Source organism: Sphaerisporangium sp. NPDC051011 (assembly GCF_040653595.1).
Lineage (GTDB): Bacteria > Actinomycetota > Actinomycetes > Streptosporangiales > Streptosporangiaceae > Sphaerisporangium.
Genome location: NZ_JBFAGG010000012.1, coordinates 152190 through 178887 on the forward strand (window position 1 = coordinate 152190; position 26698 = coordinate 178887).

28 protein-coding genes are annotated in these 26698 nt (G+C 71.5%); 14 read left to right on the forward strand and 14 right to left on the reverse strand.

The window, feature by feature from the left end:
* Positions 1–97: 97 nt before the first annotated feature.
* The gene (locus tag AB0H21_RS26980; RefSeq protein WP_358521693.1) at positions 98–1045 is read left to right on the forward strand and encodes a hypothetical protein; all 948 of its coding nucleotides are present in this window, start codon (positions 98–100) and stop codon (positions 1043–1045) included.
* Positions 1046–1150: 105 nt separating this feature from the next.
* Here AB0H21_RS26980 and fabI read toward each other — a convergent pair whose 3' ends face one another.
* Entirely contained in the window at positions 1151–1915 is a 765-nt protein-coding gene (gene fabI / locus AB0H21_RS26985; RefSeq protein WP_358521694.1) for an enoyl-ACP reductase FabI, read from the reverse strand.
* Between the two features lies 1 nt (position 1916).
* Positions 1917–2621, reverse strand: a complete 705-nt coding sequence (fabG, locus tag AB0H21_RS26990; protein ID WP_358521697.1) for a 3-oxoacyl-ACP reductase FabG — start codon at positions 2619–2621, stop codon at positions 1917–1919.
* A gap of 76 nt (positions 2622–2697) precedes the next feature.
* On the opposite strand from fabG, the gene AB0H21_RS26995 reads away from it, so the two are divergent.
* Complete coding sequence (locus AB0H21_RS26995) at positions 2698–4197, forward strand: TldD/PmbA family protein (protein WP_358521699.1); 1500 nt, start codon at positions 2698–2700, stop codon at positions 4195–4197.
* Positions 4194–5561: a metallopeptidase TldD-related protein gene (locus AB0H21_RS27000; RefSeq protein ID WP_358521700.1), complete on the forward strand. Its 1368-nt coding sequence runs from the start codon at positions 4194–4196 to the stop codon at positions 5559–5561. The genes AB0H21_RS26995 and AB0H21_RS27000 overlap by 4 nt, the downstream gene beginning before the upstream one ends.
* Before the next feature lie 87 nt (positions 5562–5648).
* On the opposite strand, the gene AB0H21_RS27005 is transcribed toward AB0H21_RS27000, so the two are convergent.
* A complete protein-coding gene (locus AB0H21_RS27005; RefSeq protein ID WP_358521701.1) occupies positions 5649–5861 on the reverse strand; it encodes a dodecin in 213 nt (70 codons plus the stop codon).
* Positions 5862–5953: 92 nt separating this feature from the next.
* Here AB0H21_RS27005 and AB0H21_RS27010 point away from each other — a divergent pair, with 92 nt between their 5' ends.
* The gene (locus AB0H21_RS27010) at positions 5954–6265 is read left to right on the forward strand and encodes a DUF3099 domain-containing protein (RefSeq protein ID WP_358521703.1); all 312 of its coding nucleotides are present in this window, start codon (positions 5954–5956) and stop codon (positions 6263–6265) included.
* Positions 6266–6471: 206 nt separating this feature from the next.
* Here AB0H21_RS27010 and AB0H21_RS27015 read toward each other — a convergent pair whose 3' ends face one another.
* From AB0H21_RS27015 to AB0H21_RS27040, 6 genes are all read right to left on the reverse strand, one after another.
* Entirely contained in the window at positions 6472–6729 is a 258-nt protein-coding gene (locus AB0H21_RS27015) for a DUF6457 domain-containing protein (RefSeq protein WP_358521705.1), read from the reverse strand.
* Between the two features lie 66 nt (positions 6730–6795).
* Complete coding sequence (locus AB0H21_RS27020; protein ID WP_358522026.1) at positions 6796–7401, reverse strand: NTP transferase domain-containing protein; 606 nt, start codon at positions 7399–7401, stop codon at positions 6796–6798.
* A gap of 116 nt (positions 7402–7517) precedes the next feature.
* Positions 7518–8507 carry a GTP 3',8-cyclase MoaA gene (moaA, locus tag AB0H21_RS27025; protein ID WP_358521708.1) on the reverse strand — a complete coding sequence of 330 codons (990 nt, stop codon included), beginning with the start codon at positions 8505–8507 and terminating at the stop codon, positions 7518–7520.
* Positions 8508–8865: 358 nt separating this feature from the next.
* A complete protein-coding gene (locus tag AB0H21_RS27030; RefSeq protein WP_358521711.1) occupies positions 8866–10053 on the reverse strand; it encodes an RtcB family protein in 1188 nt (395 codons plus the stop codon).
* A 307-nt stretch (positions 10054–10360) separates the two neighbouring features.
* Positions 10361–10885 (reverse strand): NUDIX hydrolase, encoded by a 525-nt coding sequence (locus AB0H21_RS27035; RefSeq protein ID WP_358521713.1) that lies wholly within the window; start codon positions 10883–10885, stop codon positions 10361–10363.
* A 204-nt stretch (positions 10886–11089) separates the two neighbouring features.
* The gene (locus AB0H21_RS27040) at positions 11090–12766 is read right to left on the reverse strand and encodes a thiamine pyrophosphate-binding protein (RefSeq protein ID WP_358521715.1); all 1677 of its coding nucleotides are present in this window, start codon (positions 12764–12766) and stop codon (positions 11090–11092) included.
* A gap of 311 nt (positions 12767–13077) precedes the next feature.
* Between AB0H21_RS27040 and AB0H21_RS27045 the strand changes: the two genes are divergently transcribed.
* Positions 13078–13266 carry a hypothetical protein gene (locus tag AB0H21_RS27045; protein WP_358521718.1) on the forward strand — a complete coding sequence of 63 codons (189 nt, stop codon included), beginning with the start codon at positions 13078–13080 and terminating at the stop codon, positions 13264–13266.
* Between the two features lie 12 nt (positions 13267–13278).
* Here AB0H21_RS27045 and AB0H21_RS27050 read toward each other — a convergent pair whose 3' ends face one another.
* Positions 13279–14397: a M20/M25/M40 family metallo-hydrolase gene (locus tag AB0H21_RS27050; protein WP_358521721.1), complete on the reverse strand. Its 1119-nt coding sequence runs from the start codon at positions 14395–14397 to the stop codon at positions 13279–13281.
* A gap of 5 nt (positions 14398–14402) precedes the next feature.
* Positions 14403–14969: a helix-turn-helix domain-containing protein gene (locus AB0H21_RS27055; RefSeq protein WP_358521723.1), complete on the reverse strand. Its 567-nt coding sequence runs from the start codon at positions 14967–14969 to the stop codon at positions 14403–14405.
* Between the two features lie 56 nt (positions 14970–15025).
* Here AB0H21_RS27055 and AB0H21_RS27060 point away from each other — a divergent pair, with 56 nt between their 5' ends.
* The 4 genes from AB0H21_RS27060 to AB0H21_RS27075 all read left to right on the forward strand — a co-directional run bounded on the left by AB0H21_RS27060 (position 15026) and on the right by AB0H21_RS27075 (position 19162).
* Positions 15026–16261, forward strand: coding sequence for a benzoate/H(+) symporter BenE family transporter (locus tag AB0H21_RS27060; protein ID WP_358521726.1), 1236 nt, complete (start codon positions 15026–15028; stop codon positions 16259–16261).
* Positions 16262–16489: 228 nt separating this feature from the next.
* A complete protein-coding gene (locus tag AB0H21_RS27065) occupies positions 16490–17545 on the forward strand; it encodes a 3-oxoacyl-[acyl-carrier-protein] synthase III C-terminal domain-containing protein (RefSeq protein WP_358521728.1) in 1056 nt (351 codons plus the stop codon).
* A gap of 58 nt (positions 17546–17603) precedes the next feature.
* Positions 17604–18152, forward strand: a complete 549-nt coding sequence (locus AB0H21_RS27070; protein ID WP_358521731.1) for an isoprenylcysteine carboxylmethyltransferase family protein — start codon at positions 17604–17606, stop codon at positions 18150–18152.
* On the forward strand, positions 18149–19162 hold the full coding sequence (locus tag AB0H21_RS27075) for an NAD(P)/FAD-dependent oxidoreductase (RefSeq protein WP_358521733.1): 1014 nt from the start codon (positions 18149–18151) through the stop codon (positions 19160–19162). The genes AB0H21_RS27070 and AB0H21_RS27075 overlap by 4 nt, the downstream gene beginning before the upstream one ends.
* Positions 19163–19216: 54 nt before the next feature.
* Here the strand turns inward: AB0H21_RS27075 and AB0H21_RS27080 are convergent, their stop codons facing one another.
* Both AB0H21_RS27080 and AB0H21_RS27085 read right to left on the reverse strand, forming a co-directional pair.
* Positions 19217–20905, reverse strand: coding sequence for a DEAD/DEAH box helicase (locus AB0H21_RS27080; RefSeq protein WP_358521736.1), 1689 nt, complete (start codon positions 20903–20905; stop codon positions 19217–19219).
* A gap of 328 nt (positions 20906–21233) precedes the next feature.
* Complete coding sequence (locus tag AB0H21_RS27085) at positions 21234–21581, reverse strand: hypothetical protein (protein ID WP_358521738.1); 348 nt, start codon at positions 21579–21581, stop codon at positions 21234–21236.
* A gap of 236 nt (positions 21582–21817) precedes the next feature.
* On the opposite strand from AB0H21_RS27085, the gene AB0H21_RS27090 reads away from it, so the two are divergent.
* The 3 genes from AB0H21_RS27090 (at position 21818) to AB0H21_RS27100 (ending at position 23365) form a co-directional block, all read left to right on the forward strand.
* Positions 21818–22672 (forward strand): helix-turn-helix transcriptional regulator, encoded by an 855-nt coding sequence (locus AB0H21_RS27090; RefSeq protein WP_358521740.1) that lies wholly within the window; start codon positions 21818–21820, stop codon positions 22670–22672.
* Positions 22673–22677: 5 nt separating this feature from the next.
* Positions 22678–22917 carry a DUF397 domain-containing protein gene (locus AB0H21_RS27095; RefSeq protein WP_358522029.1) on the forward strand — a complete coding sequence of 80 codons (240 nt, stop codon included), beginning with the start codon at positions 22678–22680 and terminating at the stop codon, positions 22915–22917.
* Between the two features lie 163 nt (positions 22918–23080).
* The gene (locus AB0H21_RS27100) at positions 23081–23365 is read left to right on the forward strand and encodes a DUF397 domain-containing protein (protein ID WP_358521742.1); all 285 of its coding nucleotides are present in this window, start codon (positions 23081–23083) and stop codon (positions 23363–23365) included.
* 70 nt (positions 23366–23435) lie between these two features.
* Here the strand turns inward: AB0H21_RS27100 and AB0H21_RS27105 are convergent, their stop codons facing one another.
* Entirely contained in the window at positions 23436–24050 is a 615-nt protein-coding gene (locus AB0H21_RS27105; RefSeq protein WP_358521745.1) for a TetR/AcrR family transcriptional regulator, read from the reverse strand.
* 401 nt (positions 24051–24451) lie between these two features.
* Here AB0H21_RS27105 and AB0H21_RS27110 point away from each other — a divergent pair, with 401 nt between their 5' ends.
* Positions 24452–25489, forward strand: coding sequence for an alpha/beta hydrolase (locus tag AB0H21_RS27110; RefSeq protein WP_358521747.1), 1038 nt, complete (start codon positions 24452–24454; stop codon positions 25487–25489).
* A gap of 44 nt (positions 25490–25533) precedes the next feature.
* Entirely contained in the window at positions 25534–26544 is a 1011-nt protein-coding gene (locus AB0H21_RS27115; RefSeq protein WP_358521750.1) for an ankyrin repeat domain-containing protein, read from the forward strand.
* Positions 26545–26698 lie beyond the last annotated feature (154 nt).

Here is a 26698-nt window from a genome sequence, read left to right on the forward strand (position 1 = left end):
TTTACTGGAATGACGGACGCGGAGTTACACGATTGACGAGGGTCGGCGGGGAGGGGAGCCCGGCGGCCCGCGCCGCACGAGGAAGATGGAGGGAAGCATGCGCAAGGGCACGACCGTCGTATCGGCGGGAGCGCTGACGCTGGCGCTGAGCGGGGTGACCGCGCTCCTGGGGGCGGCGCCCGCCGCGGCGTCGCCGGAGCGCCCGGCCGGCTGCGGAGGCGGCCGCCCTTCGTCCGGGCTCACAGACGACCTGTGCGGCCTGCTGGACGACGTCGCCGGAACGGTGGACCACCTCACCGGCGGCCTCGACGAGATCACCCGCCCGATCGCCGAGACGGCCGACAAGCTGCTCGGCGGCGACCGTCCCTCCGCCGGGCCGTCGGCCAAGCCGTCCACCAAGCCCACCCCCGCCGCCACGCCGCCTCCGGCCGCCTCCCCCGCGCCCAGCGGGCGGCCCACCGGCGACCCGCCCGCAGGCGACGACACGCTGCTCCGGGTGCCCGTGGACACCTCGTGCCTGCCGCTGGTCGGGTCCGCCGACTGCGACGAGGACGCGCCGGCCCCGCGGCCGTCCACCCCCCGGGACCGTTCCACACCCGCCGCGCCGACCCTGCCCGCGGCCTCGTCCATCCCTCGCCGACCGGACACCGGCCTCTCCCCAGGTCCCTCGCGGACACCGGCCCCGTCCGCGACCTCCCTGTGGCCGGCGCAGTCCGGGCCCTCGGGCGGCGCGCGGCCGGGAGGCGGCTCGTGGGCCGTCGAGGTCCCCCGCGTGACGCCCCCGCCGTCCGCGGACGTCGACGCGCCGCCGATCATGCCGCTGTGGCCCGGCCAGCCGCTTCCCACGCTCGCGGGACGGCTCGGCGCCCGGGCCGTCGCCCCCGGCAGGCCCTACGACGCGGTCGGGACGGCGCTCACGGCGGTGCTGCTGGCCTCGGCGATCCTCGCCACGCGCGTCGTTCAGGCGCGCAGGCGCGACGAGGCGCCGAGGACGATGCCCCTGGAGGGGCTGGGCCGCCCCGACGGGCGCCACCGCCTGGCCTGAGACCCGGCCCTGGCCCCCGGCCGGAGAAGGGCGGGCCGCCCCCGGCGGGCCTCGGCCGGACGCCTAGGTCTCAGCCGGACCAGGTCCCGGCCGGACTCCTGGGTCTCAGGTGCCCATCGCGTGGACGCCGCCGTCGACGTGGACGATCTCGCCGGTGGTGGCGGGGAACCAGTCCGACAGGAGCGCGACGCACGCCTTGGCCGTGGGGGTGGGATCGGTCAGGTCCCACCCGAGGGGGGCCTTGGCCGGCCAGCTCTCTTCGAACTCGGTGAAACCGGGAATGGACCTGGCCGCCATGGTGCGCACCGGGCCGGCCGCCACGAGGTTCACGCGGATGCCGTGCTTGCCGAGGTCGCGCGCGAGGTAGCGCGAGCACGACTCCAGGCCCGCCTTGGCCACGCCCATCCAGTCGTACACCGGCCAGGCCTTGGTGGCGTCGAAGTCGAGGCCGACGATGGCGCCGCCCTCCTTCATCAGCGGCAGGCAGGCGACGGCCAGCGACTTGAAGGAGTACGTGGAGACCTGGACGGCCGTGGAGACGTCCTCCCAGGTGGTGTTGAGGAAGTTGCCGCCGAGCGCGGTCTGCGGGGCGAAGGCGATGGCGTGGACGACCCCGTCGAGCCCGTCGAGGTGCTCGCCGACGCGGCCGGCCAGCGTGTCGAGGTGGTCGGTGTTCTGGACGTCCAGCTCGATCACCGGGGGCGGCTCGGGCAGCCGCTTGGCGATGCGCTCGACCAGGCTGAGCCGGCCGAAGCCCGTGAGCACGACCTGGGCGCCCTGCTCCTGGGCCAGCCTGGCCACGGAGAAGGCGATCGAGGACTCGGTGAGCACGCCGCTCACCAGCAGCCGCTTGCCGTCGAGAATTCCCATGTCAGTGCCCCATTCCCAGGCCGCCGTCGACGGGCAGGACCGCTCCGGTGATGTAGGCGGCGTCCTCGCTCGCCAGGAACTTGACCGCCCGCGCGATGTCCGCGGCGGTCGCGGCGCGGCCGAGCGGGACGTTCTTGAGTATGGCCTCCTGCTGCCCGGATTCGAGCGCGGCCGTCATGTCGGTCTCGACGAACCCCGGGGCGACGACGTTGACCGTGATGCCGCGCGAGCCGAGCTCGCGGGCCAGCGACCGGGCGAAGCCGATCATGCCCGCCTTGGAGGCGGCGTAGTTGGTCTGGCCGGCCGAGCCGAGCAACGCGACCACCGAGGAGACCATGATGATGCGGCCCCGGCGCATCTTGAGCATGCCGCGCGTGGCGCGCTTGGCGACGCGGAAGGCGCCGGTGAGGTTGGTGTCGAGGACGCCGGTGAAGTCCGCCTCCTTCATCAGCGGCAGCAGCGTGTCCTTGGTGATTCCTGCGTTGGCCACCACGACCTCGACGGGCCCGTGCTCGGCCTCCGCCTTGGAGAAGGCCGTGTCCACGTCTTCCGAGCTGGTGACGTCGCACCTCACCCCGAACAGGCCCTCGGGGGGTTCTCCTGAGCGGTAGGTGACGGCGACGGCGTCACCGGCGGCGGCCAGTTCGCGGGCGATCGAGAGGCCGATCCCGCGGTTGCCGCCGGTTACGAGTACTGATCGAGCCATGAGCACGACGCTATCGCTTACTCGCAGGTAAATCCTTATCCGCGCCGTACAAGATCACGGGGTTAGGATCGTGGACATGCGCCAGATCGATCCGGACTTTCTCGCCCTGCCGCTGCGGCAGCTGGCGGACGCCGCCCTGCAGCGTGCCCGTGACCTGGGCGCCGAGCACGCCGACTTCCGGCTGGAACGGGTGCGCGGCGAGACCCTGAGCCTCTTCGACGCCCGGCTCGAAGGGTCCATGGACGCCGACGACCTCGGGTACGCCGTGCGCGTCATCCGCGACGGCACCTGGGGCTTCGCCGCGGGCATCCTACTGACGCCGGAGGCGGCCGCGGAGGTCGCCGAGCAGGCCGTCGAGGTCGCCCGGGTGGCCGCCGCCGTCAACCGTGAGCCGGTCGAGCTGGCTGCCGAGCCGGTGTACGCCGGGGCGACGTGGGTGTCGCCCTACGAGGTCGACCCGTTCACCGTGCCGTTGAAACAGAAGGTCGCCCTGCTGGCCGACTGGTCCTCCGGCCTGCTGAAGGACCCGCGGGTCGACCACGTCGCCGCCTCGCTGATGCAGGTCAAGGAGCAGAAGTTCTACGCCGACACCGCCGGCACCGACACCACCCAGCAGCGGGTCAGGACGCATCCGGTGCTCACGGTGATGCGGGCCGCCGAAGGGCGCTTCGACGACATGCGCACGCTGGCCCCGCCGTCGGCGCGCGGGTACGAGTACCTCACGGGAACCGGCTGGGACTTCCCCTCCGAGGTGGCGATCCTGCCGGAGCTGCTGGAGGAGAAGCTCAAGGCGCCCTCCGTCGAGGCGGGCGACTACGACCTGGTCATCCACCCGTCCAACCTGTGGCTCACGATCCACGAGTCGATCGGCCACGCCACCGAGCTGGACCGCGCCCTCGGCTACGAGGCAGCCTACGCGGGGACGAGCTTCGCGACGTTCGACAAGCTCGGAACGCTGCGGTACGGCTCGTCGATCATGAACGTCACCGGCGACCGCACCGCCGAGCACGGCCTGGCCACGATCGGCTACGACGACGAGGGCGTGGCGACGCGGCGGTTCGACATCGTGCGCGAGGGGCGGCTGGTGGGCTACCAGCTCGACCGGCGCATGGCGCTGTTGAAGGGGCTCGGCGGGTCCAACGGGTGCGCGTTCGCCGACTCGCCCGGACACGTGCCGCTCCAGCGCATGGCCAACGTCTCGCTGATGCCCGCCGCCGACGGCCCCTCGACCGAGGAGCTGATCTCCCGCGTCGAGCGGGGCATCTTCATCATGGGCGACAAGAGCTGGTCGATCGACATGCAGCGCTACAACTTCCAGTTCACCGGCCAGCGGTTCTACCTCATCGAGGGCGGCCGCGTCACCGGCCAGGTGCGCGACGTCGCCTACCAGGCCACCACCACCGACTTCTGGCGCTCCATGGAGGCCGTCGGCGGCCCGCAGACCTACGTGCTGGGCGGCGCCATGAACTGCGGGAAGGGCCAGCCGGGCCAGGTGGCGCCGGTCAGCCACGGATGCCCGTCGGCGCTGTTCCGCGGGGTCAAGATCCTCAACACCGTCCAGGAGGGTGGAAAGTGACTCCCCAGGAGACCGTCGAGCGTGCCCTCGCCCTGAGCGGGGCCGACGACTGCGTCGTGATCGTCGACGAGGGGTCCTCCGCGAACCTCCGCTACGCCGGCAACACGCTCACCACCAACGGCGTGAGCCGGTCCTCGCGCCTGACCGTGATCTCGGTGACCGGCAAGGGGGTCGGCGTCGTGTCGCGCTCCGCCGTGCGCCCCGACCAGCTCGCCGACGTCGTCGCCGCGGCCGACCTCGCCTCGCGTGAGGCGCCGCCCGCCGAGGACGCCCGCCCGCTCGTCGGCGCGGCGGTGTCGCCCGACTGGGACGCCCCGGCGGAGCCGACCTCGATCGGCGTGTTCGGCGACTTCGCCCCGGCGCTCGGCGAGGCCTTCGCGGTGGCCGAGACCGGCGACCGCAAGCTGTACGGCTTCGCCGAGCACCTGCTCACCACGACGTTCCTCGGCTCCTCCACGGGGCTGCGGCTGCGCCACGACCAGCCCACGGGCCGGCTGGAGCTGAACGCCAAGTCCCCCGACATGGCGCGCTCGGCCTGGGCGGGCGTGGCCACCCGGGACTTCACCGACGTCGACGTCGCCGCCCTGGACGCCACGCTGGCGCGCCGCCTGGAATGGGCCAAGCGCCGGGTCGACCTGCCGCCGGGGCGGTACGAGACGCTCCTCCCGCCGTCGTCGGTCGCCGACCTGATGATCTACCTCTACTGGTCGGCGGGCGCCAGGGACGCCGCGGACGGCCGCACGGTGTTCTCCAAGCCGGACGGCGCGACGCGCGTGGGCGAGTCGTTGTCGGGCTCCCCCGTGCGGCTCTACAGCGACCCGGCGGCGCGCGGCATCGAATGCGCCCCGTTCGTGATCGCGCACGCGGGCGGCCGGCAGCGGTCGGTGTTCGACAACGGCCTGCCGCTGTCGTCGACCGACTGGATCCACGACGGGTCGCTGTCGGCGCTGCTGCAGACCCGCCACTCCGCCGAGCTCACCGGGCTGGCGACGACCCCGGGCATCGACAACCTGATCATGGAAGGGCCCGGGGACGGCCGCTCGCTGGAGGAGATGATCGCCTCGACCGAGCGCGGCCTGCTGCTGACCTGCCTCTGGTACATCCGCGAGGTGGACCCGCAGTCGCTGCTGCTGACCGGCCTCACGCGCGACGGCGTGTACCTCGTCGAGAAGGGCGAGGTCGTCGGCGAGGTCAACAACTTCCGCTTCAACGAGAGCCCGGTCGGCCTGCTGGACCGGATGACCGAGGTCGGGCGCGAGGAGCACACCCTGCCCCGCGAGTGGAGCGACTACTTCACCCGGGCGATCATGCCCCCGCTGCGCGTGCCCGATTTCAACATGTCGACGGTCAGCCAGGCCAACTGATCCGCCGATGATCCGCTGATCCCCCCGCCGCCGGGAGTCGCCCGGCGGCGGCCTCGGGGGCCGCCGCGAGCGGTGTCAGGACCTGAGTCAGGAGTCCTCGAGGCGGAAGCCGACCTTCAGGCCCACCTGGTAGTGGGCGATCTCGCCGTCCTGGATGCTGCCGCGGACCTCGGTGACCTCGAACCAGTCCAGGTGGCGCAGAGTCTGGGCCGCTCGGCGGATGCCGTTGCGAATCGCCTGGTCGACGCTCTCGGGGGACGTGCCGACGATCTCGGTCACGCGGTACGTACGATCGCTCATCCCACTCTCCTCACCGTCGTCCTTGATCGTATACACCGTCCGGGACGGGCGCGCGGAACACTCCGGCCACCCCGGGGTCTACCGTGGAAGTTGTGAAGCTATGGCGCCGCCGCACCGTCGTGCACCAGGTCACCGACGCGCAGCCGTCCCTGTCCTCGGACATCGGCCGACGCGAGAAGCGGTATTTCGTCCAGATGGGGATCCGATTGGTATGCCTCGTCCTGGCGGTCGTGCTCACCGTCCCGTGGCCTGTCAGGGCGTTGCTCGTCGCGGGAGCGATCTTCCTGCCGTACATCGCCGTCATCGGGGCGAACCAGCCGACTCGTGGCGTGACCTCGGCCTTTGACGGGGACACACCTAACCAAAGCGAGATACCACACCACCGACGCGAGATCGGGTCGTGACAAACTCTTGACGCACCCCATGGGTTGTAGGTGTACGCTTTAGACAAGCGCTCTGGTCCCCCGTCGGAGCGCTCGTGCCGGCGTTCCGGGCCCCCGTCGGAACGCCGATGAAGCGACGCCGGGTGGTTTGCCCCCGTAACCACCCGGCGTCGTCCATTTCTCGGGAAAACATTCGTTGAATCGATTTTCCGGATGTTCAGGACGTCTCAGTGATCGCCCAAAGTCTCGGCCGTGGCCTGCCCCCAGTTGCGGGCCAGCGTCGAGAGCCTGTCCAGCGCGTCCGGCGACGCGGTCCCAGCTCCCTGGGCCAGCCCGAGCAGGTACGCGGTCAGCGGCGCGGCCGGACGGGCGACGCCGTGGGCCACGTCCCGGGTCAGATCGAGAACCGCGTCGCGATCCACTTTTTCCGGGTCGACACCGAGTTCCTTGCAGACGAGCGCCGTCCACTCGGCCAGCACATTCATCGTGTCCCTTTCCTCCGGTGATATTCGTACGGGCCAAAACGGCTTTCCCGTGCATCCGCCGATGAATCATGACTCGCCGGACGTGGGAGTGAACCGCCTTCTCGCGTCTTTCACATCGTCGATCGTGTCGCAATCGAACCACGGAACCCGTTCCCCGTCCCACACCGGCGGGCCGAGCCGCACCGGTTCGAGCGGCCCGAGCACCCCGCGCAGCGACCGCCCCGCGTACGCGGCCAGCGCGGCGGTGAGCGCGTCGGTGCGCCAGACGCCGGTGAGCCACTGCTCGCGGCCCTCGTCGTCCACCAGCACGGCCCCCGGCCCGCTCCCGGCCGCCTCGCGCAGCGCGGCGAGGTGACGCGGCAGCAGGAACGGCAGGTCGGCGGCCAGCAGCGCGGTCCACGGGGCCGACACCCGCGCCAGCCCCGCGCGCGCGGCCGGGACCGGGCCGCCGCCGGGCGGATCCTCGCGGACGAACTCGGCGCGGGGCAGGCCGGGACGCGCCGGGCCGACCACGATCAGGCGGGCGGCACCGGAGACCGCGGCCGCGACCCGCGCGATGAGCGTCGTCCCGCCGACGGTGACCCCCGGCTTGTCGCCCCCCGCGAACGCCCCGAGCCTGCGCGCCTCGCCGCCTGCCAGCACCACCGCGTCGTAGGGGCCGCACGAACCCACGGGAACCCCGGCGACGTCCCGCACCTCCCCCGGCGGCCGGGTGCGGCCAGAGGGGCCGTAGAGGGCCGCGGAGGGCCGGTGATCCCCCGCGTCCACGCCGCCCCCGGGAGGCATCGTCAGCCGCCGATGGCCGACATGGGGCGCGCCGGCTGGAGGAAGCCCTCGTCGTCGATGCCGTGCCCCGCGCGTTTGCCGCGGACGGCGGCGGCCCACCGCGCGGCGAGTTCGCCGTCCGAGGCGCCGGCGCGCATCGCGCCGCGCAGGTCGGACTCCTCGGTGGCGAACAGGCAGTTGCGGATCTGGCCGTCGGCGGTCAGGCGCACGCGGTCGCAGGCGCCGCAGAACGGGCGGGTCACCGAGCCGATGACCCCGACCCGCGCGGGCCCGCCGTCCACCAGGAAGATCTCGGCCGGGGCGCTGCCGCGCGCCGCGGGGTCGTCCGGGGTGAGCGCGAACTCCTCGGTGAGCCTGGCGAGGATCTCGTCGGCGGTCACCATGTCCTCGCGGCGCCAGCCATGCTGGGCGTCCAGGGGCATCTGCTCGATGAACCGCGGCTCGTAGCCGCGCTCCAGGCAGAAGCGCAGCAGCGGGACGGCCTCGTGGTCGTTGACGCCGCGCATGAGCACCGCGTTGACCTTCACCGGGCGCAGCCCCGCGGCCTCGGCGGCGGCCAGGCCCGCCAGGACGTCCCCCAGCCGGTCGCGGCGCGCGAGCCGGACGAAGGTCTCCCGGTCGAGGGTGTCCAGCGAGACGTTCACCCGGTCGAGCCCGGCCTCGGCCAGGGGCCCGGCGAGACGGGCCAGGCCGATGCCGTTGGAGGTGACCGACAAATGCGGACGCGGCCGCAGCGCCGCCACGCGCCCGACGATCTCCACGAGCTCGCGGCGCAGCAGGGGCTCGCCCCCGGTGAGGCGGACCTCGGTGATGCCCAGCCGTTCGACGCCGATCGCCACGAGCCTGCAGATCTCGTCCGCGGTGAGCAGCTCGGGCTTGGGCAGCCACTCGAGGCCCTCCGGGGGCATGCAGTACGAGCAGCGCAGGTTGCACCTGTCGGTCAGCGAGACCCTCAGGTCGGTCGCCACTCGCCCGAACGAGTCAACGAGCACCGGAAGGCCCTCCTTGCGTGCGTGTCGCGGCGCCGAGGTTACGGCGGCGGGCGCCCGGCCCGGCGCCGTGGCGGCACCGTCCTGGACGCGGGTCCGGTGACGTGCCGGCGCGGGCCGCGCGGTGGACGTGAAACTCGTTTCACACTAGACGGTCGACGCCGCAAGCACACACCCCTGCCCCCCGCGGATTCAACGGCGTTGACCCCGCTTTCTCCATCCTCTGGGCGAGATGGTCCCCGGCGACCGCAGGTCACCCCAGAAGGCGTGGGCATGTCTTCCACAACGTCCCTGAATCACGGCCTTACATGGAATGGTTCGCCCCGCGAAGGGCTTGCCTTCCGCGAACCAAGCCGGGTGCTCAGCCCTTGACGCAAATGATCTGGCGGAGGTGGGCGACGACCTCGACCAGGTCGGTCTGGGCGGCCATGACCGACTCGATGTCCTTGTAGGCACCCGGGATCTCGTCCAGCACGCCGGCGTCCTTGCGGCACTCCACCCCGCTGGTCTGCGCCTCCAGATCACCCACGGTGAAGGTCTTCTTCGCCTTCGTCCGGCTCATCTTCCGCCCCGCCCCGTGCGACGCGGAGTTGAACGCCTTCGCGTTGCCGAGTCCCTTCACGATGTAGGTTCCGGTGGCCATGGACCCGGGGATGATGCCGAGTTCCCCGCCTCCTGCCCGGATGGCCCCCTTCCGGGTGACCAGCAGGTCCACACCGTCATAGGTCTCCTCCGCCACGTAGTTGTGGTGGCAGGAGATCGGCTGCTCGAAGGTGATGCCGGCGAAGTGCTTGCGCAGCACGCCGCAGGCGAGCGCCATCATGATCGCGCGGTTGCGCCGCGCGTAGTCCTGCGCCCAGAACAGGTCGCGGCGGTAGGCCTCCATCTTCGCCGTTCCCGCCACGAACACCGCCAGGTCGCGGTCGGGCAGATCCTGGTTGTGCGGCAGCCCGCGCGCCTGCTCGATGTGATGCTCGGCCAGTTCCTTGCCGATGTTGCGCGACCCCGAGTGCAACACCACCCACACCGCGCCCTCGTCGTCGGAGCACACCTCGAGGAAGTGGTTCCCGCCGCCGAGCGTGCCCATCTGGACCTCGGCCCTGTCACGGCGTCCCCGGACCGCCGGCGCCAGCGCGTCGAAGTTCTTCCAGAACCCCGCCCAGTCGGCCGTCGGGAACCCGTGCAGCGAGGACGGGTTCACCGGGCGCTTGTGCGCGTGGAACCCGACCGGGATCGCCTGCTCCAGCCGCGACCGCAGATACGGCAGGTTGTCCGGAAGGTCCTGAACCTTCAGCGAGGTCTTCACCGCGCTCATCCCGCACCCGATGTCCACGCCGACCGCCGCCGGCGACACCGCGTCACGCATCGCGATCACCGAGCCCACGGTGGCCCCCATGCCGTAGTGCACGTCCGGCATCACCGCGACACCATGCGTCCAGGGAAGGTTGGCGACGTTGCGCAACTGCCGCATCGCCTGGTCCTCGACCTGCCCGGGGTCGGCCCACATCCGGATGGGCGCACGCCCACCCGCCACCTCGCTGTACACCATGCCGCGCCGCCTCCCTCCGGAAAACACTCCTGACCCTTCAATAACGCCAGACCGCACACACTGCCCGCAACCGATTAATGATCGCGGCACGGGTGCGTCGCGGCGCGCCAGGCCGGGGGGTGCGTCCCTCCGGTTGGGCGTGTCCCCCTCCGGGATACAAGAACCCGGTAGTGGGTTCTTGGGGGGAAATTACACTTCCGCCGGTTTTGTCCTTTCCGGGCGCCGGGCGTGGTGACCAAAGGTGGGGACGACAGATCGCTGTCGTGCCGACGGCCTCGCTCCGGTCGGCGTGTCCGGGGCGAACAGGTCAGGACCCGCCGAGCAGGTAGAGGAGGGCTGCCATCGTGAAGCCGGCGACGATCTCGCGCTTGTCGATCAGGCCGCGGACGTCGGCCACGGGCACCCAGTCGACGCGCGCGGCCTCCGAGCCGTCCAGCGGCGGGCCGACGCGGACGGCGCCGTCCGCGCGGAAGATGTGATGCTCGCAGTCGGAGATGCCGTTGAGGGGCTGCAGCGTCAACATGGGACGCAGCGGCCCGGGGCGCCAGCCCGTCTCCTCGAAGACCTCGCGCGCGGCGGCGGCGATCGGCTCCTCCCCCGGCTCCACCAGGCCGCCGGGGATCTCCCACCCCCAGGAGTCGGTGATGAAGCGGTGCCGCCAGATCATCAGCACGCGCCGCCGGTCGTCGACGACCACGGTCCCCGCCCCCGGGGCCATGCGGATGAGCCGGTGGCCTATGCGGGTGCCGTCGGGAAGCTCGACATCGGCCAGCCGGACGTCCAGCCACCGGTCGGTGTAGAGCGGATCTTCCGAGTTGACCTTCCAGCGCATGCGCCCACTCCCGGCTCGGCTCGTCTGGTCCCCGCGCCCACGCTACAAGGGGACACCTGCCACCCGTAAGGCAGGAGACCATGCCCCCTGCCAAGGTTCCCTGCTCGCCGATCCCTGTGGTAATGCGCGCCGGCCGCCGATCGGGCGCTGGGCTGTCCGATCGGCGGCCGGGTCCGGCTCTCGTTTCGGAGCGGCGGGCCGCCCTCAGGAGTCGCGGCTGATGGCGAGGTCGATGAGGAAGGGCCCGGGGTAGTCGAGCGCCTGGGCGACCGCGTCGCGGACCTGCTGCGGCTTCTCGATGCGGACCGAGCGCACGCCGAGGGAGGCGGCGAGCTGGGTGAAGCCGATCGCGGGATAGCTGATGTCGAACATCTCGGGCAGCGGGTGCTCGGCGATGTCCTGCGTGCCCCAGTAGTGCTCGACATTGTCGTCCAGCGTCCGGTAGCGGCCGTTGTTGCAGATCACGAACTTGGCGGCGATGTTGTAGCGGGCCGCGGTCCACAGGGCCTGCAGGGTGTACATGGTGCCGCCGTCCCCGGCGAACCCGATCACCGTGCGGTCCGGGTTGGCGATCTTCATGCCGACGGCGCCGGGGACGCCCACGCCGAGCGTCCGGCCGCGGCTCTTGTGCCAGTGCCCGGGCCGGTTCGCCCGCAGGTAGCGCGAGATGGCGGGCGACTGGGACAGCGCCTCGTCGAAGATCATCACATCGTCGGGCAGGTGCTTGGCCAGTTCCTGGGCGAACACGGCGGTGGACAGCGGCAGGCTGCCGGCGTTCTCCAGGTCGCGGGCGCGGGCCTCGGCGAGGGTCTCGGCCTTGCGGGCCGCGCCGGCGCGCAGGCGCTCCGAGGCGGCGGCGCGGTCCCGCGGGGTCATCTCGACCTCGAGGGCGTCGGCGAGCAGGCCGAGGGCGCGCCGGGGGTCGGCCACCAGGCCGAGGTCCACGGGGTAGTTCTTGGCGATCGCGTCGGCGTCCAGGTCGATGTGCACGACCTTGGCCCCGGGCGCGAACACGCCGTCCATCGCCGGGAAGACCTCGGGCATGACATAGGTGCCGCAGACGAGCACGGCGTCGGCCGCCGCGGTGATCCGGTGGCTGTTGGTGCCGAACATGCGGCCGAGCTCGCCCCGGTACAGGGGATGGTCCACCGGCAGGTTGACCTCGGACCAGTCGGCGCCCCACACCTCGGCGCCCAGGGTCTCGGCGACCCGGGCCAGGGCGTCCTGCGCGCCGGAGAAGTGGACGCCGTCACCGGCGATCACGATCGGGTGGCGGGCGCCGGACAGCAGCCGCGCGGCCTCCTGGACGGCGTCCTGCGACGGGGCGCTCGCGGCGTCCAGGACGGAGGTGGGGACGGCGTCCTCGTCGGTCTCGGCGTCCATCACGTCCGCGGGCAGGACGACGAGCACCGGCCCGTACGGGGGCGTGGCGGCGATCTTGAACGCGCGGCGCAGCATGCGCAGCGAGGACCTGGGGTCGACGACGCGGGTGGACCACTTGGTGACCAGCTTGGCCATGCCGACCAGGTCGGCCGATCCCTGGGCGTCCATGCTGTCGTAGGCGACTCCGGCCTCGCCCGCGATCACGACCATCGGGGTCTGGCCGCGCAGCGCCTCGTACAGCATGCCGATGCCGTTGCCGAGGCCGACGCCGTAGTGGAGCTGGACGAGCGCGGGCCTGCGGGTCGAGCGGGCCCACCCGTCGGCGATGCCCACGGCGGCGGCCTCGTGCAGCGCGAGGACGTACTGGATGTCGGGAAAGCGGCGCAGTTCGTCGAGAAACCCCTGCTCGACCGTTCCCGGGTTTCCGAAAATATGAGTGATGCCGTCGGCCTGGAACTGCTCGATGATCGCCACGCGGGCGGGTCTGCTGGCGGCCACGTTCTCCTGCCTCTCTTCGTGTGCGGGGGTCTCGCTCGCGGTAGGAGGCCGCGTCCGGCGCGGTGCCGACCAGGTACGTGCGCCCCGTTCGCATCTCGCCCGTACACGGCATTCAGCCTCGAATCACGCTAAACCTGGGGAGATCGCGGCGCCCATGGGAGCGCGGCGGAGGTCGCGCACTATCCAAGGTCCCGGGCCGCACTACGTCAGATCCCACCGCACACCGGATTCATCCGGCGATCGGCCGCCGATCAGCTGGATGTTATGAATTTACGCGGTAGATGCTCATTCGAGCGGGTACGGCGTCCAACATGGAGGCTTTCCGGCGGACGCGCGCATGGCTCTGGGCCGCGTGCGCCGCGGTGCTGCTCTGCGTCGCGCTGGCGATCTACGCGGGGCTCACCGAGATGTGGTCCCTGCTGTTCCCCTGCTGCATGCTCGCCGCCATCATCGCGGGCTTCGCCATCGCCGAAGGGGAACGCTGCCTGCGCCGCGACTAGCGACGGGAACGACTACGAGCCACCGGGCACGGCCGGTCCCAGCCGGGACAGGAAGTCCTCCAGGGCGCGCTGATAGGGCATCACCGTGGTCAGGTCGGCGTACTCGTCCGGGCCGTGCTGGCCGTCCCCGCCGACGCCGAAGATGACGGCGTCGACGCCCCGCTCATAGTAGAACCGCCCGTCGGCGGCGCCGTGCTTGCGCAGGAAGTCCGGGCGGTACCCCTGCTCGCGTACGGCGGCCTGGAGCGCGCGGACCTCCACGCTGTCGCGGCGGGCGTGGTGGGGCGGGCCGACGTGGCCGACGACCGGCGTGACGCCGGGCTCGCAGAAGGTCAGCAGGTGCTCGGCGATCTGCCCGGCGGTCCTGCCGTTCAGGTCGGCGTCCTCCGGCGGATAGCGGATGTCCAGCCACGCCTCGGCCAGGTCCGGCACCTGGTTGCGCGCCGTATCCGGCGTCGTGACGCGCGCGACGTTGACGGTCGTGCGCCAGACCTCCTCGGCGGCGTCGGGGTAGCGGGCCAGCAGGTTGCCGAGTGTGCGCGTCAGCTTCAGGACGGCGCTGTCGCCGAGCCAGGGATAGGCGGAGTGCGCGGCCCGGCCGGTGGCGCGCAGGTCGGCGGTGACCATTCCCTTGGAGTCGGTGACGATCCGCAGGCCGCTCTGCTCGCCGATCAGCGCGAAGTCGCCGGCGACCCCGCGCTCCAGCTGGTGCAGCGTGCCGTCGCGGCCTCCGACCTCCTCGTCGGTGACGAGCTGCAGCGCGATCGGGTACGCCAGCAGCGGCGCGCGCTCGCGGAACACCGTGGCCAGCACCAGCGCCGAGACCTTCATGTCCTGGGCGCCCCGGGCGTACAGCCGGGAGCCGTCGCGGCGCGGCCGGAACTGGCGGGGCTCGGCGGGGACGACGTCGAGGTGGGCGTTGAGGATGACCCGGAACCGGGGCCGCGCGCCGCCGTGGTACACCAGCGCGCTCAGCTTGCCGCCGGAGGAGAACCGCTCGACCGTGAACCCCGGGCCGACGTAGGCGAGCACCAGGTCGAGCGCGCGCCGCAGGTCCGCGGGCCGGTCGGCGGTGGACGGCACGGCGAGCAGCTCGCCGGCCGCCGCCAGTAAGGACTCGGGGGGCTCCACGGACGTCATCCTGCCCGCCGCGCGGACGGGTAGCGGATGAGCAGGCCGGCGTGGACGTCCTCGGCCCCGACCGCCGCGTAGGTGTGCGGGACGTCGGCCCGCCAGGTGAGGTACCCGCCCGGACCGGCACGGCCCGGGGAGGTCGCGGGGCCGGCGCTGAGCACGCCGCTGAACACGGTCATGTGCTCGGTGACCCCGGCGGGGTGGGCGGGCGAGGTCTGGGACGTTCCGGCGGGCAGGTGGATGCGGTAGAGCTCGAAGGTCACGTGGTCCTCCTGGAAGACCTGCAGCAGCGTGGCCTCGACGGCGGTCCCGTGCACGGCCAGCGGCCCGGCGGGCGGGCCGAAGATGGCCGCGATCGGCACGCCGAGCTCGGCGGTGACGGCCCACAGGGTCTCCAGCGTGGGGTTGCGCGTGCCGTTCTCCAGCCCGGACAGCGTGGCCTTGCCGACGTTCGCCCGCCGGGCCAGCTCCGACAGCGAGATGCCCCGTTCCTCGCGCAGCCGGCGCACCCGCCGTCCCATCTCCACGGGGGCGGCGTCGAGGGCGGGTCGGCGGTCCGGGGCGTCCATACCGTCATCGTGCCCTACCTTGCCGGGCGCGGGCCCCGGTCGCTAGCGTTCCGTTCATGGAACGCACCTCCCCCGCCCAGCCCGTCGTCGCCGGGGTGGTCACCGCCCTGGTCGGCTTCGCCAGTTCGTTCACCGTCGTGCTGACGGGCCTTCGCGGCGCGGGCGCGGACGAGCGGCAGGCGGCCTCGGGGCTGATGGCGCTGTGCGTCGCGGTGGGGGTGGTGGCGATCGTCCTCGGCCTGCGGCGGCGCGTGCCGATCACCATCGCCTGGTCCACCCCGGGCGCGGCGCTGCTGGTGACCACGACCGGCCTGGACGGCGGGTTCCCTGCCGCCGTGGGGGCGTTCCTCGTCTGCGGGGCCCTGATCGTGGCCTCGGGCCTCGTCCCCGCCCTCGGCCGGGCGATCGCGGCGATCCCGGCGCCGATCGCCGCCGCCATGCTCGCGGGCGTGCTCGGCGGGCTCTGCCTGGCCCCGGTCCGCGCCATGCTGGAGGTGCCCGCGATGGCGGGGCCGGTGATCCTCGTGTGGGCGCTGCTGTACCGGTTCGCCCGCACCTGGGCCGTGCCCGGCGCGCTGGTGGCGGCGGCCGTCGCCATCGCCGTCACGACGCCCGCCAGCGGGTTGCGCGGGCTCGACCCGTGGCCGGTCGTGGAGGTCGTCGCCCCCGTGTGGAGCCTGCCCGCCGTCGTCGGCGTGGGGGTGCCGCTGTTCCTGGTCACGATGGCCTCGCAGAACGTGCCGGGCATGGCGGTGCTGGCCGGGTTCGGCTACCGCACGCCCCTGCGGGACGTCCTCACGGCCACCGGGACCGCCTCGGCCGGCGCCGCGCTCCTCGGCGGGCACGCGGTGAACCTGGCCGCGATCACCGCCGCGCTGGCGGCCGGGCCGGATGCCGGACCCGACCCCTCGCGCCGCTGGATCGCCTCGGTCACGGCCGGCGCCTCGATGATCGTGCTGGGGCTCGGGTCGGGACTGGCCACGGCGCTGGTCCTGCTGTCGCCGCCGCTGCTGATCGAGGCCGTGGCGGGGCTGGCCCTGCTGGGCGCGCTGGCCGGCGCCCTCACCGGGGCGTTCGCCGCCTCATCCGCCGCCTCGGAGGGGCGCGAGGGCGCCGTGGTGGCCTTCGTGGTGACGTTCTCGGGGGCGACGTTCCTCGGCGTCGGATCGGCGTTCTGGGGGCTGGTGGCGGGATGCCTCGTGCACGCGCTGATGCGCCGCCGCGCCCCGGCCGGCCCGGCGCCCTCCGGCCCGGAAACCGTCCGGCGGCAGGAGGCGCGCGAGCGGGCCTAGAGCGGCCTGCCACACTGGCCTCCGCGCAGACGCCAAGGGGCGCCTGGTCGCGCAGGCGACGCAACTCGCGGGCGTGCGCGTCCCGCAGGCCGGCTGACGAACCGGGCGAACCCGCAGATCCCCGGCAGACATCACCAAAAGATCCTCAAGCTGGCGCTTCAGGTATGCGGGCGGGCCGGGTGGGCAAGACAGAGATGTCTCCCAGTGTCGGCGAAGCGGGAACTTCTTATGACCCGAATTGCGGCTGTCCGCGGTGCACTTCCCCCTCATCGTTACCCTCAAGCAGAGATCACCGACGCGTTCGCGCGCCTATGCCTGCCCCCCGGGGCGAGCCGGCGGCTGCTGGACCGGGTGCACACCTCCGCCCGAGTCGGCCACCGCAACCTGGTGCTTCCCCTGGAGGAGTACGCGAAACTCGACGGCTTCGGGACGGCCAACACCATCTTCGTCGAGGCGGCCGTGGACCTCGGCGCGGAGGCCGTGGGCGCCGCGCTGGAGGCCGCCGGACTGACCCCCGCCGACGTCGACATGATCATGTTCACGTCCGTGACCGGCATCGCCGCCCCCTCGGTGGACGCCCGGCTCGCGGGCAAGCTCGGGCTGCGTCCCGACGTCAAGCGGGTACCCGTCTTCGGCCTGGGCTGCGTCGCCGGCGCGGCCGGGATCGCCCGCCTGCACGACTACCTGCGCGGATGGCCCGGCCACGTGGCCGTACTGCTGTCGGTGGAGCTGTGCTCCCTCACCCTCCAGCGCGGCGACGCCTCCCCGGTGAACCTCGTGGCGAGCGGCCTGTTCGGGGACGGCGCGGCGGCCGTGGTCGCCGTGGGCGCGGACCGAGCCGAGGGACCGGGCCCCGAGGTCGTCGGCAGCCGCGCCCACCTGTACCCCGACTCCGAGACCGTGATGGGCTGGGACGTCTCCGGCACCGGCTTCCGCGTGGTGCTCGACACCAGCGTCCCCGACGTGGTGCGCACCTACCTGGCCGGCGACGTGCGGGGCCTGCTGGCCGACCACGGGCTCACCCCGGCGGACGTGACGGCGTGGGTGTGCCATCCGGGCGGCCCGAAGGTGCTGCACGCCGTCGCCGAAAGCCTGGACCTGCCCGAGGGCGCGCTGGACCTCACCTGGCGCTCGCTGGCCGACGTCGGCAACCTCTCGTCCTCCTCGGTGCTGCACGTGCTGCGCGACACCCTCGCGCTGCGGCCTCCCCCCGCCGGGACGCCGGGCGTGCTCCTGGCGATGGGGCCGGGCTTCTGCTCCGAGCTCGTCCTGCTGCGCTGGTAGGGACGCGATGCCGTCATCGTCCGCCGCGGCGATCACCGTCCCCCTATCGTTGGGCGACATGTCACCGTGGTACGTGCTGCTGGTGCTGCTCGTCGGCGCCGAGCGCCTCGCCGAGCTCGTCGTGGCCCGCAGGAACGCCCGCTGGAGCCTGGCCCGGGGCGGCCGGGTGTTCGGGCGCGGCCACTACCCCTGGATGGTGGCCCTGCACACCGGCCTGCTCGCCGGGTGCCTGCTGGAGACCTGGCTGGCGGACCGCCCGTTCGTCCCGGCCCTCGGCCTGCCCATGCTCGCGCTCGCCGCCGCCGCGCAGGCCCTGCGCTGGTGGTGCATCATCGCGCTCGGGCCGCAGTGGAACACCGAGGTCATCGTCGTGCCCGGCCTGCCGCTGGTGACGCGCGGGCCGTACCGCCTGCGGTGGCTGCGCCACCCCAACTACGTCGCCGTGGCCGTGGAGGGCGCGGCGCTGCCGCTGGTCCACGGGGCGTGGGTCACCGCGCTCGTGTTCACGGCGCTCAACGCGGTGCTGATGGTCGTGCGCGTCCGCTGCGAGGAGGCCGCCCTGTCCTCGCTGACCAGGACGCCGGCGACCGGCGAGGTCGCCGCGTGATCGACGTGCTCATCGCCGGGGGCGGGCCCGCGGGCCTGGCGACCGCCATCAACGCCGCGCTGGCCGGCATGGAGGCGGTGGTGGTCGAGCCCCGCGCGACGCCGGTGGACAAGGCGTGCGGCGAGGGCCTCATGCCCAGCGGCGCCGCCGCCCTGAGCGCGCTCGGCGTGCGGGCGCCGGGCCGGCCGCTGCGCGGCATCCGCTACGCCGACGCGCACCACCGTGTGCACGCGGAGTTCCGGCACGGCCCCGGGCTCGGCGTGCGCCGCACCTCCCTGCACGCCGCCCTGGCCGGGCGCGCCACCGAGGTCGGCGTGAAGATCGTCCACGGCCGCGTGGAGGCCCTGCGCCAGTACGACGACCACGTGGAGGCCTTCGGGACGCGGGCCCGCTGGCTGGTGGCCGCCGACGGCCTGCACTCGCCGCTGCGCGCCCTGCTCGGCCTGGAGCTGCCGAGCCGCGCCCCCCGCCGGTACGGGCAGCGCCGCCACTTCCGCATCGCCCCCTGGACCGACTTCGTCGAGGTGCACTGGGCGCCGCGCGGCGAGGCGTACGTCACCCCGGTGGCCGACGATCTGGTCGGTGTGGCCGTACTCGGCTCCGAGCGGCGCCGCTACGACGAGCACCTCGCGGAGTTCCCCGGGCTCGTGGCCCTCCTGGAGGGGCCGGCCGCGACGCCCGTGCGCGGGGCCGGCCCGCTGAGGCGGCGGGTGCGCGCCCGGGTGGCCGGGCGGGTGCTGCTGGTGGGCGACGCCGCCGGGTACGTGGACGCGCTGACCGGCGAGGGGGTTTCCCTGGGCCTGCTGGCGGCGCGCGCCCTGGTCGGGTGCCTGCGCGGCGGGCGGCCCCAGGCGTACGAGCGGGCGTGGCGGCGGCTGTCCCTGCGCCACCGGCTGCTCACCGAGGGGCTGCTGGCGGCGCGGCGGCACCCGGGCACGGCCCGGCTGATCGTCCCGGCGGCCCGCCGCCTGCCCGCCGTCTTCGCCGCCACCGTCAACGCCCTCGCCTGACGGCCCGCCGGGCCCGGCCGAGCGGGCACGACCCGGCACGGCCGGGCGGGGCGGTCAGCGGGCCGGGAACCGCTCCCGGCGGACGGTGACCTTCCTGCCCTTGATCGTGCTCTGCCGCAGGGAGGCGATGACGTCGTCGGCCGCCTGCTGCGGGACCTCCACCAGAGAGAACCGGTCGGCGATCTCGATCGCGCCGATGTCACGACCGCTCAGCCGCGACTCGTTGGCGATCGCGCCCACCAGATCCTGGGGCCGGACGCCCGCGCTGCGCCCCGCGCCGACGAAGATGCGGGTCATGCCGCTGGTGGGCCCGCGCCCGCGCCGTTCGTCGCGCCCTCCGGGCTCGCGGCGGCCCCGGCCCTCGCGCTCGGGCCGCAGCGGGACCTCCGGGATCTCCTCCTCGTCGGCGGCGGCGCCGCTCGCCTCGTGCGCCAGCTTCACGGCCGCCATGGCGATCTCCATGACGTCGAACTCGTCGGCGAGGGTGTCGACCACGACCCGGAAGTGCTCCAGGTCGTCCTCCAGGATGCTCTCCTCCAGCGCCGAACGGGTCAGCTCCAGCCGCCGGGCGCGCAGGTCGGCGACCGTCGGCACCTTCTCGACCACGATGCGGCTCTTGGTGACCCGCTCGATCGTCTTGAGCATGCGGTGCTCGCGCGGCTCGGCCAGCGTGATCGCCACACCCTCGCGACCGGCCCGCCCGACCCGGCCGATGCGGTGGACGTAGGACTCCGGCGCGGAGGGGACGTTGTAGTTGACGACGTGGGTGAGCTGCTCGATGTCCAGGCCGCGCGCCGCGACGTCGGTGGCCACCAGCAGGTCGGCGGTGCCGGCGCGCAGCCGCGCCATCACGCGGTCGCGCTGCTCCTGGCCCATGCCGCCGTGCAGCGCCTCGGCGCGGTAGCCGCGGCCGTTCATGGTCTCGGTGAGCTGGTCGACCTCTTCGCGGGTGCGGCAGAACACGATGGTGGCCTCGGGCGCCTCGACGTCCAGCACCCGCCCGAGCGCGGCGGGCTTGTGCGCCCGCGACACGACGTAAGCGCTCTGGCGCACGCGCGGGGCCTCGCCGGGGGCGGTGGACTCGCGCTCGATCTGGATGCGCACCGGGTCCTTCAGGTGGGCGCGGGCGATCGAGTCGATGCGCGGGGGCATCGTGGCGGAGAACAGGACGGTCTGCCGCTCCCCGGGGGTCTCCTGGAGGATGGCCTCGATGTCGTCGGCGAACCCCATGTCGAGCATCTCGTCCGCCTCGTCGAGGACGACCATGCGCAGCGCGTCGAGCTGGAGCGTCTTGCGGCCGATGTGGTCCAGCGCTCGCCCGGGGGTGGCGACGACGACGTCCACGCCGCGCTGGAGCTCCCTGAGCTGCCGCCCGATCGGCTGGCCGCCGTAGATGGGCAGCACGCGGGCGCCGAGGTCGCGCCCGTAGCGGTGGACGGCCTCCGACACCTGGACGGCCAGCTCGCGCGTCGGGACCAGCACCAGCGCGGTGGGCGCCGTACCCTCGCCGCCCGGCGTCATGCGCTGGAGGATCGGCAGGGCGAAGGCGGCCGTCTTGCCGGTGCCCGTCGCGGCCTGGCCGAGCAGGTCGTGGCCGTCGAGCAGCGGCGGGATCGCCTCGCGCTGGATGGGCGTGGGCTCCTCGTACCCGAGGTCCAGCAACGCGCGCAGCAGCTCGGGCCGCAGCCCCAGGTCAGCGAAGGCCGTGGTGTCTTCGATGTCTTCGGTGGCGTCGGGGGTCATGATCGGGCTCCTCGGTAGGGGCGGACGCGCATGGTGGTTTCACACCATGATCACGATGTTCCACTGTGGCGGCATGCTCGCCGTCCACCGGGTGCGCGCTCCGGCGCTCCGCTCCGCCCCCGGGATCTCGCCCGGCGTGCCCGGAGCCGCGCCTCCGCACTTGGGAGCGGTCCTTTCATGCCTACAGGAGAGGAAAGCTTACTTCACACGGCAGGAGCCGGGTTCCGGCGCCTACGCCCGGCCGATGACGCGTTCAGCGGTGTGCCCGCCACGGCCGGACTACCGGGCGGGCACGAGGAACCGGCGTGCTCCAGGCGGCGGCCGTTTCCTATCCGGCCTCCCCCAGCCAGACGCACTCGCATCCGAGCCGGGTCGCGGCGCGATGAGCGTTCTCCCACCGGCCGAGGCCATGTCCGCCGATCGACAGGGTCGTCGCGCCCCCTTGGGGCAGGACCATCCCCACGGCTATGACGCAGAGATCTATCTCCTCCTCCCCCTCGTCCCTGACCAGCGCGAACACGCGAGGCAAGCCTCCGAGGAGCACGCGGACGTCCTCGGCTCGCGGCGCGGAACCCACCTCTCCGGACGCTCTCGCCTCATCGACGTCATCGACGGCGTCGGGCGACTCCCTGCCGTGATGAATGGTCGGGTAGCCGAACTCAGGAGATCGCCCCATGTGAGGCCTCCTTCCGTCGGGGCCAAGGTGGACCTACCTCAAGGGAAGCCACCTCGGCCGACTCTGTTTCTGTACACACGAAGCCGGATCGCCCGGCGACACAACCGATCGCGAACACTCACAGCGATCAGTCAACTACGTTCGGTATAGTCGCATGCACGGGAACCGATGCACAAGTTGTCTCACCAACTACCTGTGCCCTCGCAGACCTGCACCCGCCGAGAAGGGACACGAACATGGCCGCGCCGAAATGGATCACGTTGCGCGCTCAGTGGCTGGGACAGCAGCTTCGTGAACTGCGCGAAGCGAATGAGCTGTTGCTCAAGGACGCGGCCGAATACCTGCAGCGCGACCCGGCCACGGTGAGCCGCTTCGAAACAGGCGGTTATCCCATCAGGCGACCCGATCTCCTGGCCCTTCTCGATCTTTATGGTGTGGCCGACGGCCGGCGTCGCGAGACGTTGATGCGGCTGAGCCAGGAGGTATGGCAGAAGGGCTGGTGGGACGGGTACGCGGGCGATGTCGCCGGGTCGTTCATCGATTACGTGTGGCTGGAGGCGCGAGCTCGCGAGATCCGTGCGTTCGACAACACGTTGCTGCCCGGCCTGTTCCATACGGAGGAGTACGCCCGCGCGGCGATCACGGCGGCCGAGCCGGGCGCCACTGAGGAACAGATCGACCGCTGGGTCGAACTGCGCATGAACCGCCAGCAGATCCTGGCGGGGACAAACCCGCCCTGGCTCTACGTGATCATTGATGAATCGGTGCTCCGCCGCCAGGTCGGCGGTCCGGACTGCATGGCGGCACAGCTTCGCCACGTCTTGGGACTCGCCGCCCGGCCGAACATCGAGATACGCGTCTTGCCGTTCACAGCCGGAGCGCATGCCAGCCCCACAGGGGCCTTCCGGATCTTCACCATCGAGAAGCCATTCCCTGAGGTGGGATACGCGGAGACTCCCAGAGGGGCCATCTACGTCGAATCCCCGGACAGCCAGAGCTTCGTGCGGACGTACGATGACTTGCGCGGGCTGGCTCTCAACCCCGAGGAGTCCGCCGCTCTCATCTCGGTAATGGCAGAGGAGTCGCCGTGAGCCAGATGGAATCGCGAGGTGCGCTCAGCACCGAGGAAATGGCGTCGATCGCATGGCACATCAGCTCGAAGAGCGACAACGGCGGCGGGAGCTGCGTCGAGGCCGGGCCGCTGGCCGATGGCAGCGGCCGTGTCGCCGTCCGCCACAGCCATCACCCGAACGGGCAAGTGATCGTGTACAACCGGGCCGAGTGGACGGCCTTCATCGACGGCGTCAAGGCCGGTGAATTCGACTTCACCACCTGATGCCTCTCCGCGTTACGAACCTGGGTGCTTCCAGCGCCGACGAGCGTAAGAACGATCAGGAGATGGCCAGCCGGAGGTTCAGCTCTTTCGATGAGCTACGCAGACTCACGCTCGACCCGCAGCGGTCGGCTGAGCTGATCTCCGCAATAGCAGAGGAGCTGCGGTGAACGAGGTGAACACACCCGGAGCGCCCAGGTCAGAGGATCTTGCGCGGGTTGCATGGCACATCAGCACCAAGAGCGAGAACGGCGGCGGGAGCTGTATCGAGGCCGGGCCGCTGGCCGATGGCAGCGGCCGTGTCGCCGTCCGCCACAGCCATCACCCGAACGGCCAAGTGATCGTGTACAACCGGGCCGAGTGGACGGCCTTCATCGACGGCGTCAAGGCCGGTGAATTCGACTTCACCACCACATCAGCGGAAGATCGTCACCACGATCAGGTCACCTGATCGTCTATCTTGCTCCCTCGGTCTTGGAGCTGGGCGGCGACAACTCCTGGCTGATCAAGCCGACAGCCGCTCATTGAGCAGGTTCGCGCAATCCGCCTTTTATCAGGGAGGTGAACGTCTCCGCGGCCTCCGCTTCGCTGCAGCCGCCGCGCACCATCAGGCCCGAGAGGGCTTCACCCGCGCCGACCAAGCCGGCACAGCGTCGTTGGAGCTCTGCCGAGGACAAGGCGCTGTGCGGCTCCAGAACTGTTGCGAACAACTGGACGGAGTCCTCGAGGAGTTCCTGGTACACGGCGTCCTTCTCCGCACTGCCCCCCAGCGCAGCACCGACGGCATGCCATTCACCGCCCGTGTCGGCAGAGCACCGAACGTAGGCGGCCGCGAGGATCTCGGCGGTTTCATCGAGGCCCCGTTCCCCGGGGGTCAACGCGTTCCGCAGCGTGTTCTGCTGTTCTCTGTCGATCGACCTGTAGAGCTCGATCAACAGCTCCGACCGCGTACCGAAGTGATCGTAGGCGACTGGCTTGGAGACACCTGCGCGCGCGGCCAGACGCGCGAGGCTCAGCCGATCCACACCTTCCTCGCGGACGATCAGAAGCGCCGTTTCGAGCAGTTGGCGCCGTCGCTCCGCCTTGGAGAGTCGACGCGGAGCCGCCCCTCTGGCCCCACTTCGCATGTCACTCATCACCTCACGCTCGCTTGCCAACCTACGAAAGGTAGGTTAGCGTTGCGCCTTACCTACCAAAGGTAGGTTAGCGCGGTCTTGCCGCTAGGGGCCGCTTGGTCCGAGGTGAGGAGGTTCGGCCATAAGACCGGATCCCACGGTACTCGTCGGCGGTTCCGGCATCGTCGGTCGCTGACTTGGTGGCTGCCACCTCGTGGCCGGTCTCTAGCCGGCAATCCTTTCGTCCGTCAAGAGAATGGCGGCGGCGGTGCTGACCCGACGCCAGTTTCCAGGCCACGGTGCAGAAATCGCGCCGCTATGCCCGCCACCGCGGCGAGCCGATGTCAACCAAGATCGTCATCGAACAGTCCCATCTCGCCCGGCTCAAGCATGTCAATGAACCATCCTGAATTGGAGTAAGTGTGTTGCATGACAATCTCGTCTCAGCCACCTCGGCACCGAGCGACCCGTTCCCGCTGCGCCGCGCACAGGTGGAGGCGAACGGAGCGTCATTCCACGTGATCGAGCAGGGCGAGGGGCCGGCTGTCCTGTTCGCTCACGGCTTTCCCGACACCGCCGAAACGTGGCGCAGCCAAATGCGCGCCGTCGCGGAGGTGGGCTATCGGGCGGTCGCGCTCGATATGCGCGGCTTCGGGGCGAGTTACGCCCCATCTGAAGTAGAACTCTATAGCGCCCTCCATATCGTGGGCGATCTGGTGGGGGTGCTCGATGCCCTCGATATCGGTTCCGCCGTTCTCGTCGGACATGACTGGGGCGCGGACCATGCTCAGCGTGCGATGGTGATGCGGCCGGACCGCTTCCGCGCGGTTGTCAGCCTGGGCATACCTTTCCAGCCCCGCGGTGAGCTCAGCACTTGGGACGGGCTTCGCCAGCAGGGTCTGGGCGAGCGATACTACGCATTCGGCATGATGGAGCCCGGCGCAGGCACAGATTTCGAGCCCGCTGAGAAGACCATTCCCAGCATCCTGTACTGGCTTTCCGGTAGTCCGTCGCCGGAGACCAGGTGGGACCCTATTGATTCTGCCCGGCACATGCTTCGAACCGCTCCGGTGTCGGTTCCAGAATGGGCTGACCGGGATTACGTCGACCACACGATCCGCTCGTTCGAAAAGACCGGGTTTGATAGCGGGATCAATCACTACCGTGGCGCGCAGGTGACGTTCGATCTCATGCCGGCGTTCAAGGGCGCGGTGATCCAGCAGCCGTCACTCTACATCTGGGGCGCCGCTGATGGCCTGTGCCAGTTGTTCCATCCGACATCCCCCACGCGCGAGGACCTTCTGCCCCTCGCCCCCGGCCTGGTCGACGTGATCCGGCTGGAAAACGTGGGCCACTGGCTACAGCACGAGGCGGCCGGCCGCGTAAACGCCGAGCTGATCAAGTTTCTCGGCGGGCTCGAGTTGCCGGAAGGGCCCGGCTCGGCCCGGCTCAACGGCTGATGTCCGGCCACACCGCGCCCACTTCCATCGAACGGAGAACCGACATGAACCTTGAAACCGCGATCCGGTCCGCCGACCTCCCGGCCGCCATCGATTCCCTCCGCGCGGGCGCGGATGTGAACCGCGCCGGGCCCGAAGGTCTCCCTCCGCTGATGATCGCCTCCGGCCTCGGCCAACCGCAGATGGTGGAACTTCTGCTGGCGGCTGGAGCGATGGTGCACGCGATCGAGCCGCGGATGGGAGCGACGGCGCTTCACAAGGCGGTGCAATCGGGCAACACCGACGTCGTCGGGCTGCTCCTCGACCACGGATCCTTCATCGATCAGCAGTCCCCCACTCTCGGGAACACGCCGCTCATGGATGCGGTGCTGAACAAGCACGAAGAGGTGGTGCGACTCCTCCTGGAACGCGGGGCCAGGACGCTGATCACGAACCACTGGCAGCAAACGGCCCTCGACCTCGCGCACGATGACCATCTCGACGCGATCGCGCGCCTGATCGAGAGGCGGAACGAGACCGATACCGAGCAAATCCGCGCTCTGCCCCTGATAGCCGCCGTCAAGGCCGGCGACATCAGCGAGGTCGAACGGCTGATCGCTGCCGGAGCTCCGGTCAACGAGCGGACGCCGATCGTGGGTAGCCTCGACGACGACTACACTCCGCTCGGCATGGCCAGCCGCGAGAGGCACACCGACATCGTGCGCGTGCTGCTCGACGCGGGTGCGGATCCTCGCCGGGTGATCGGGCTGATGAGGGGCACACCAGTGCACGACGCCAGCTACTTCGGGCATGCCGATGTCATACGGGCGCTGACGGAGAAGCCCGGGCGTGCCGGAGCGCCGGCAGCTGAGATCGACGCGCAGGGCCCCTACAACGGCTTGACCGCACTGCACGACGCGGTCTGGCACGGGCATGTGGACGCGGCGCGAGCACTGATCGACGCCGGAGCCCGCCTGGACCTGAAGACGCATGCGGGCCTCACGCCCCGAGGTCTCGCCCTTCTCTATGGTTACGACGACCTCGCCGAGATCCTCGCCGAAGCCGAGCGGAAGTGATCCGACCCCTCGATCACCTCACGTGTTCAACTCGACGTACATCGTGATAAACGCGGTCGCTGGAAACTGAACACGTGAGGTGAGTGCGCAGAGGATGCCGCGAGGCCCTGGTCGAGTGCCGCCGCCGCGTACTCACCGCTCGATGTCGTGAGCC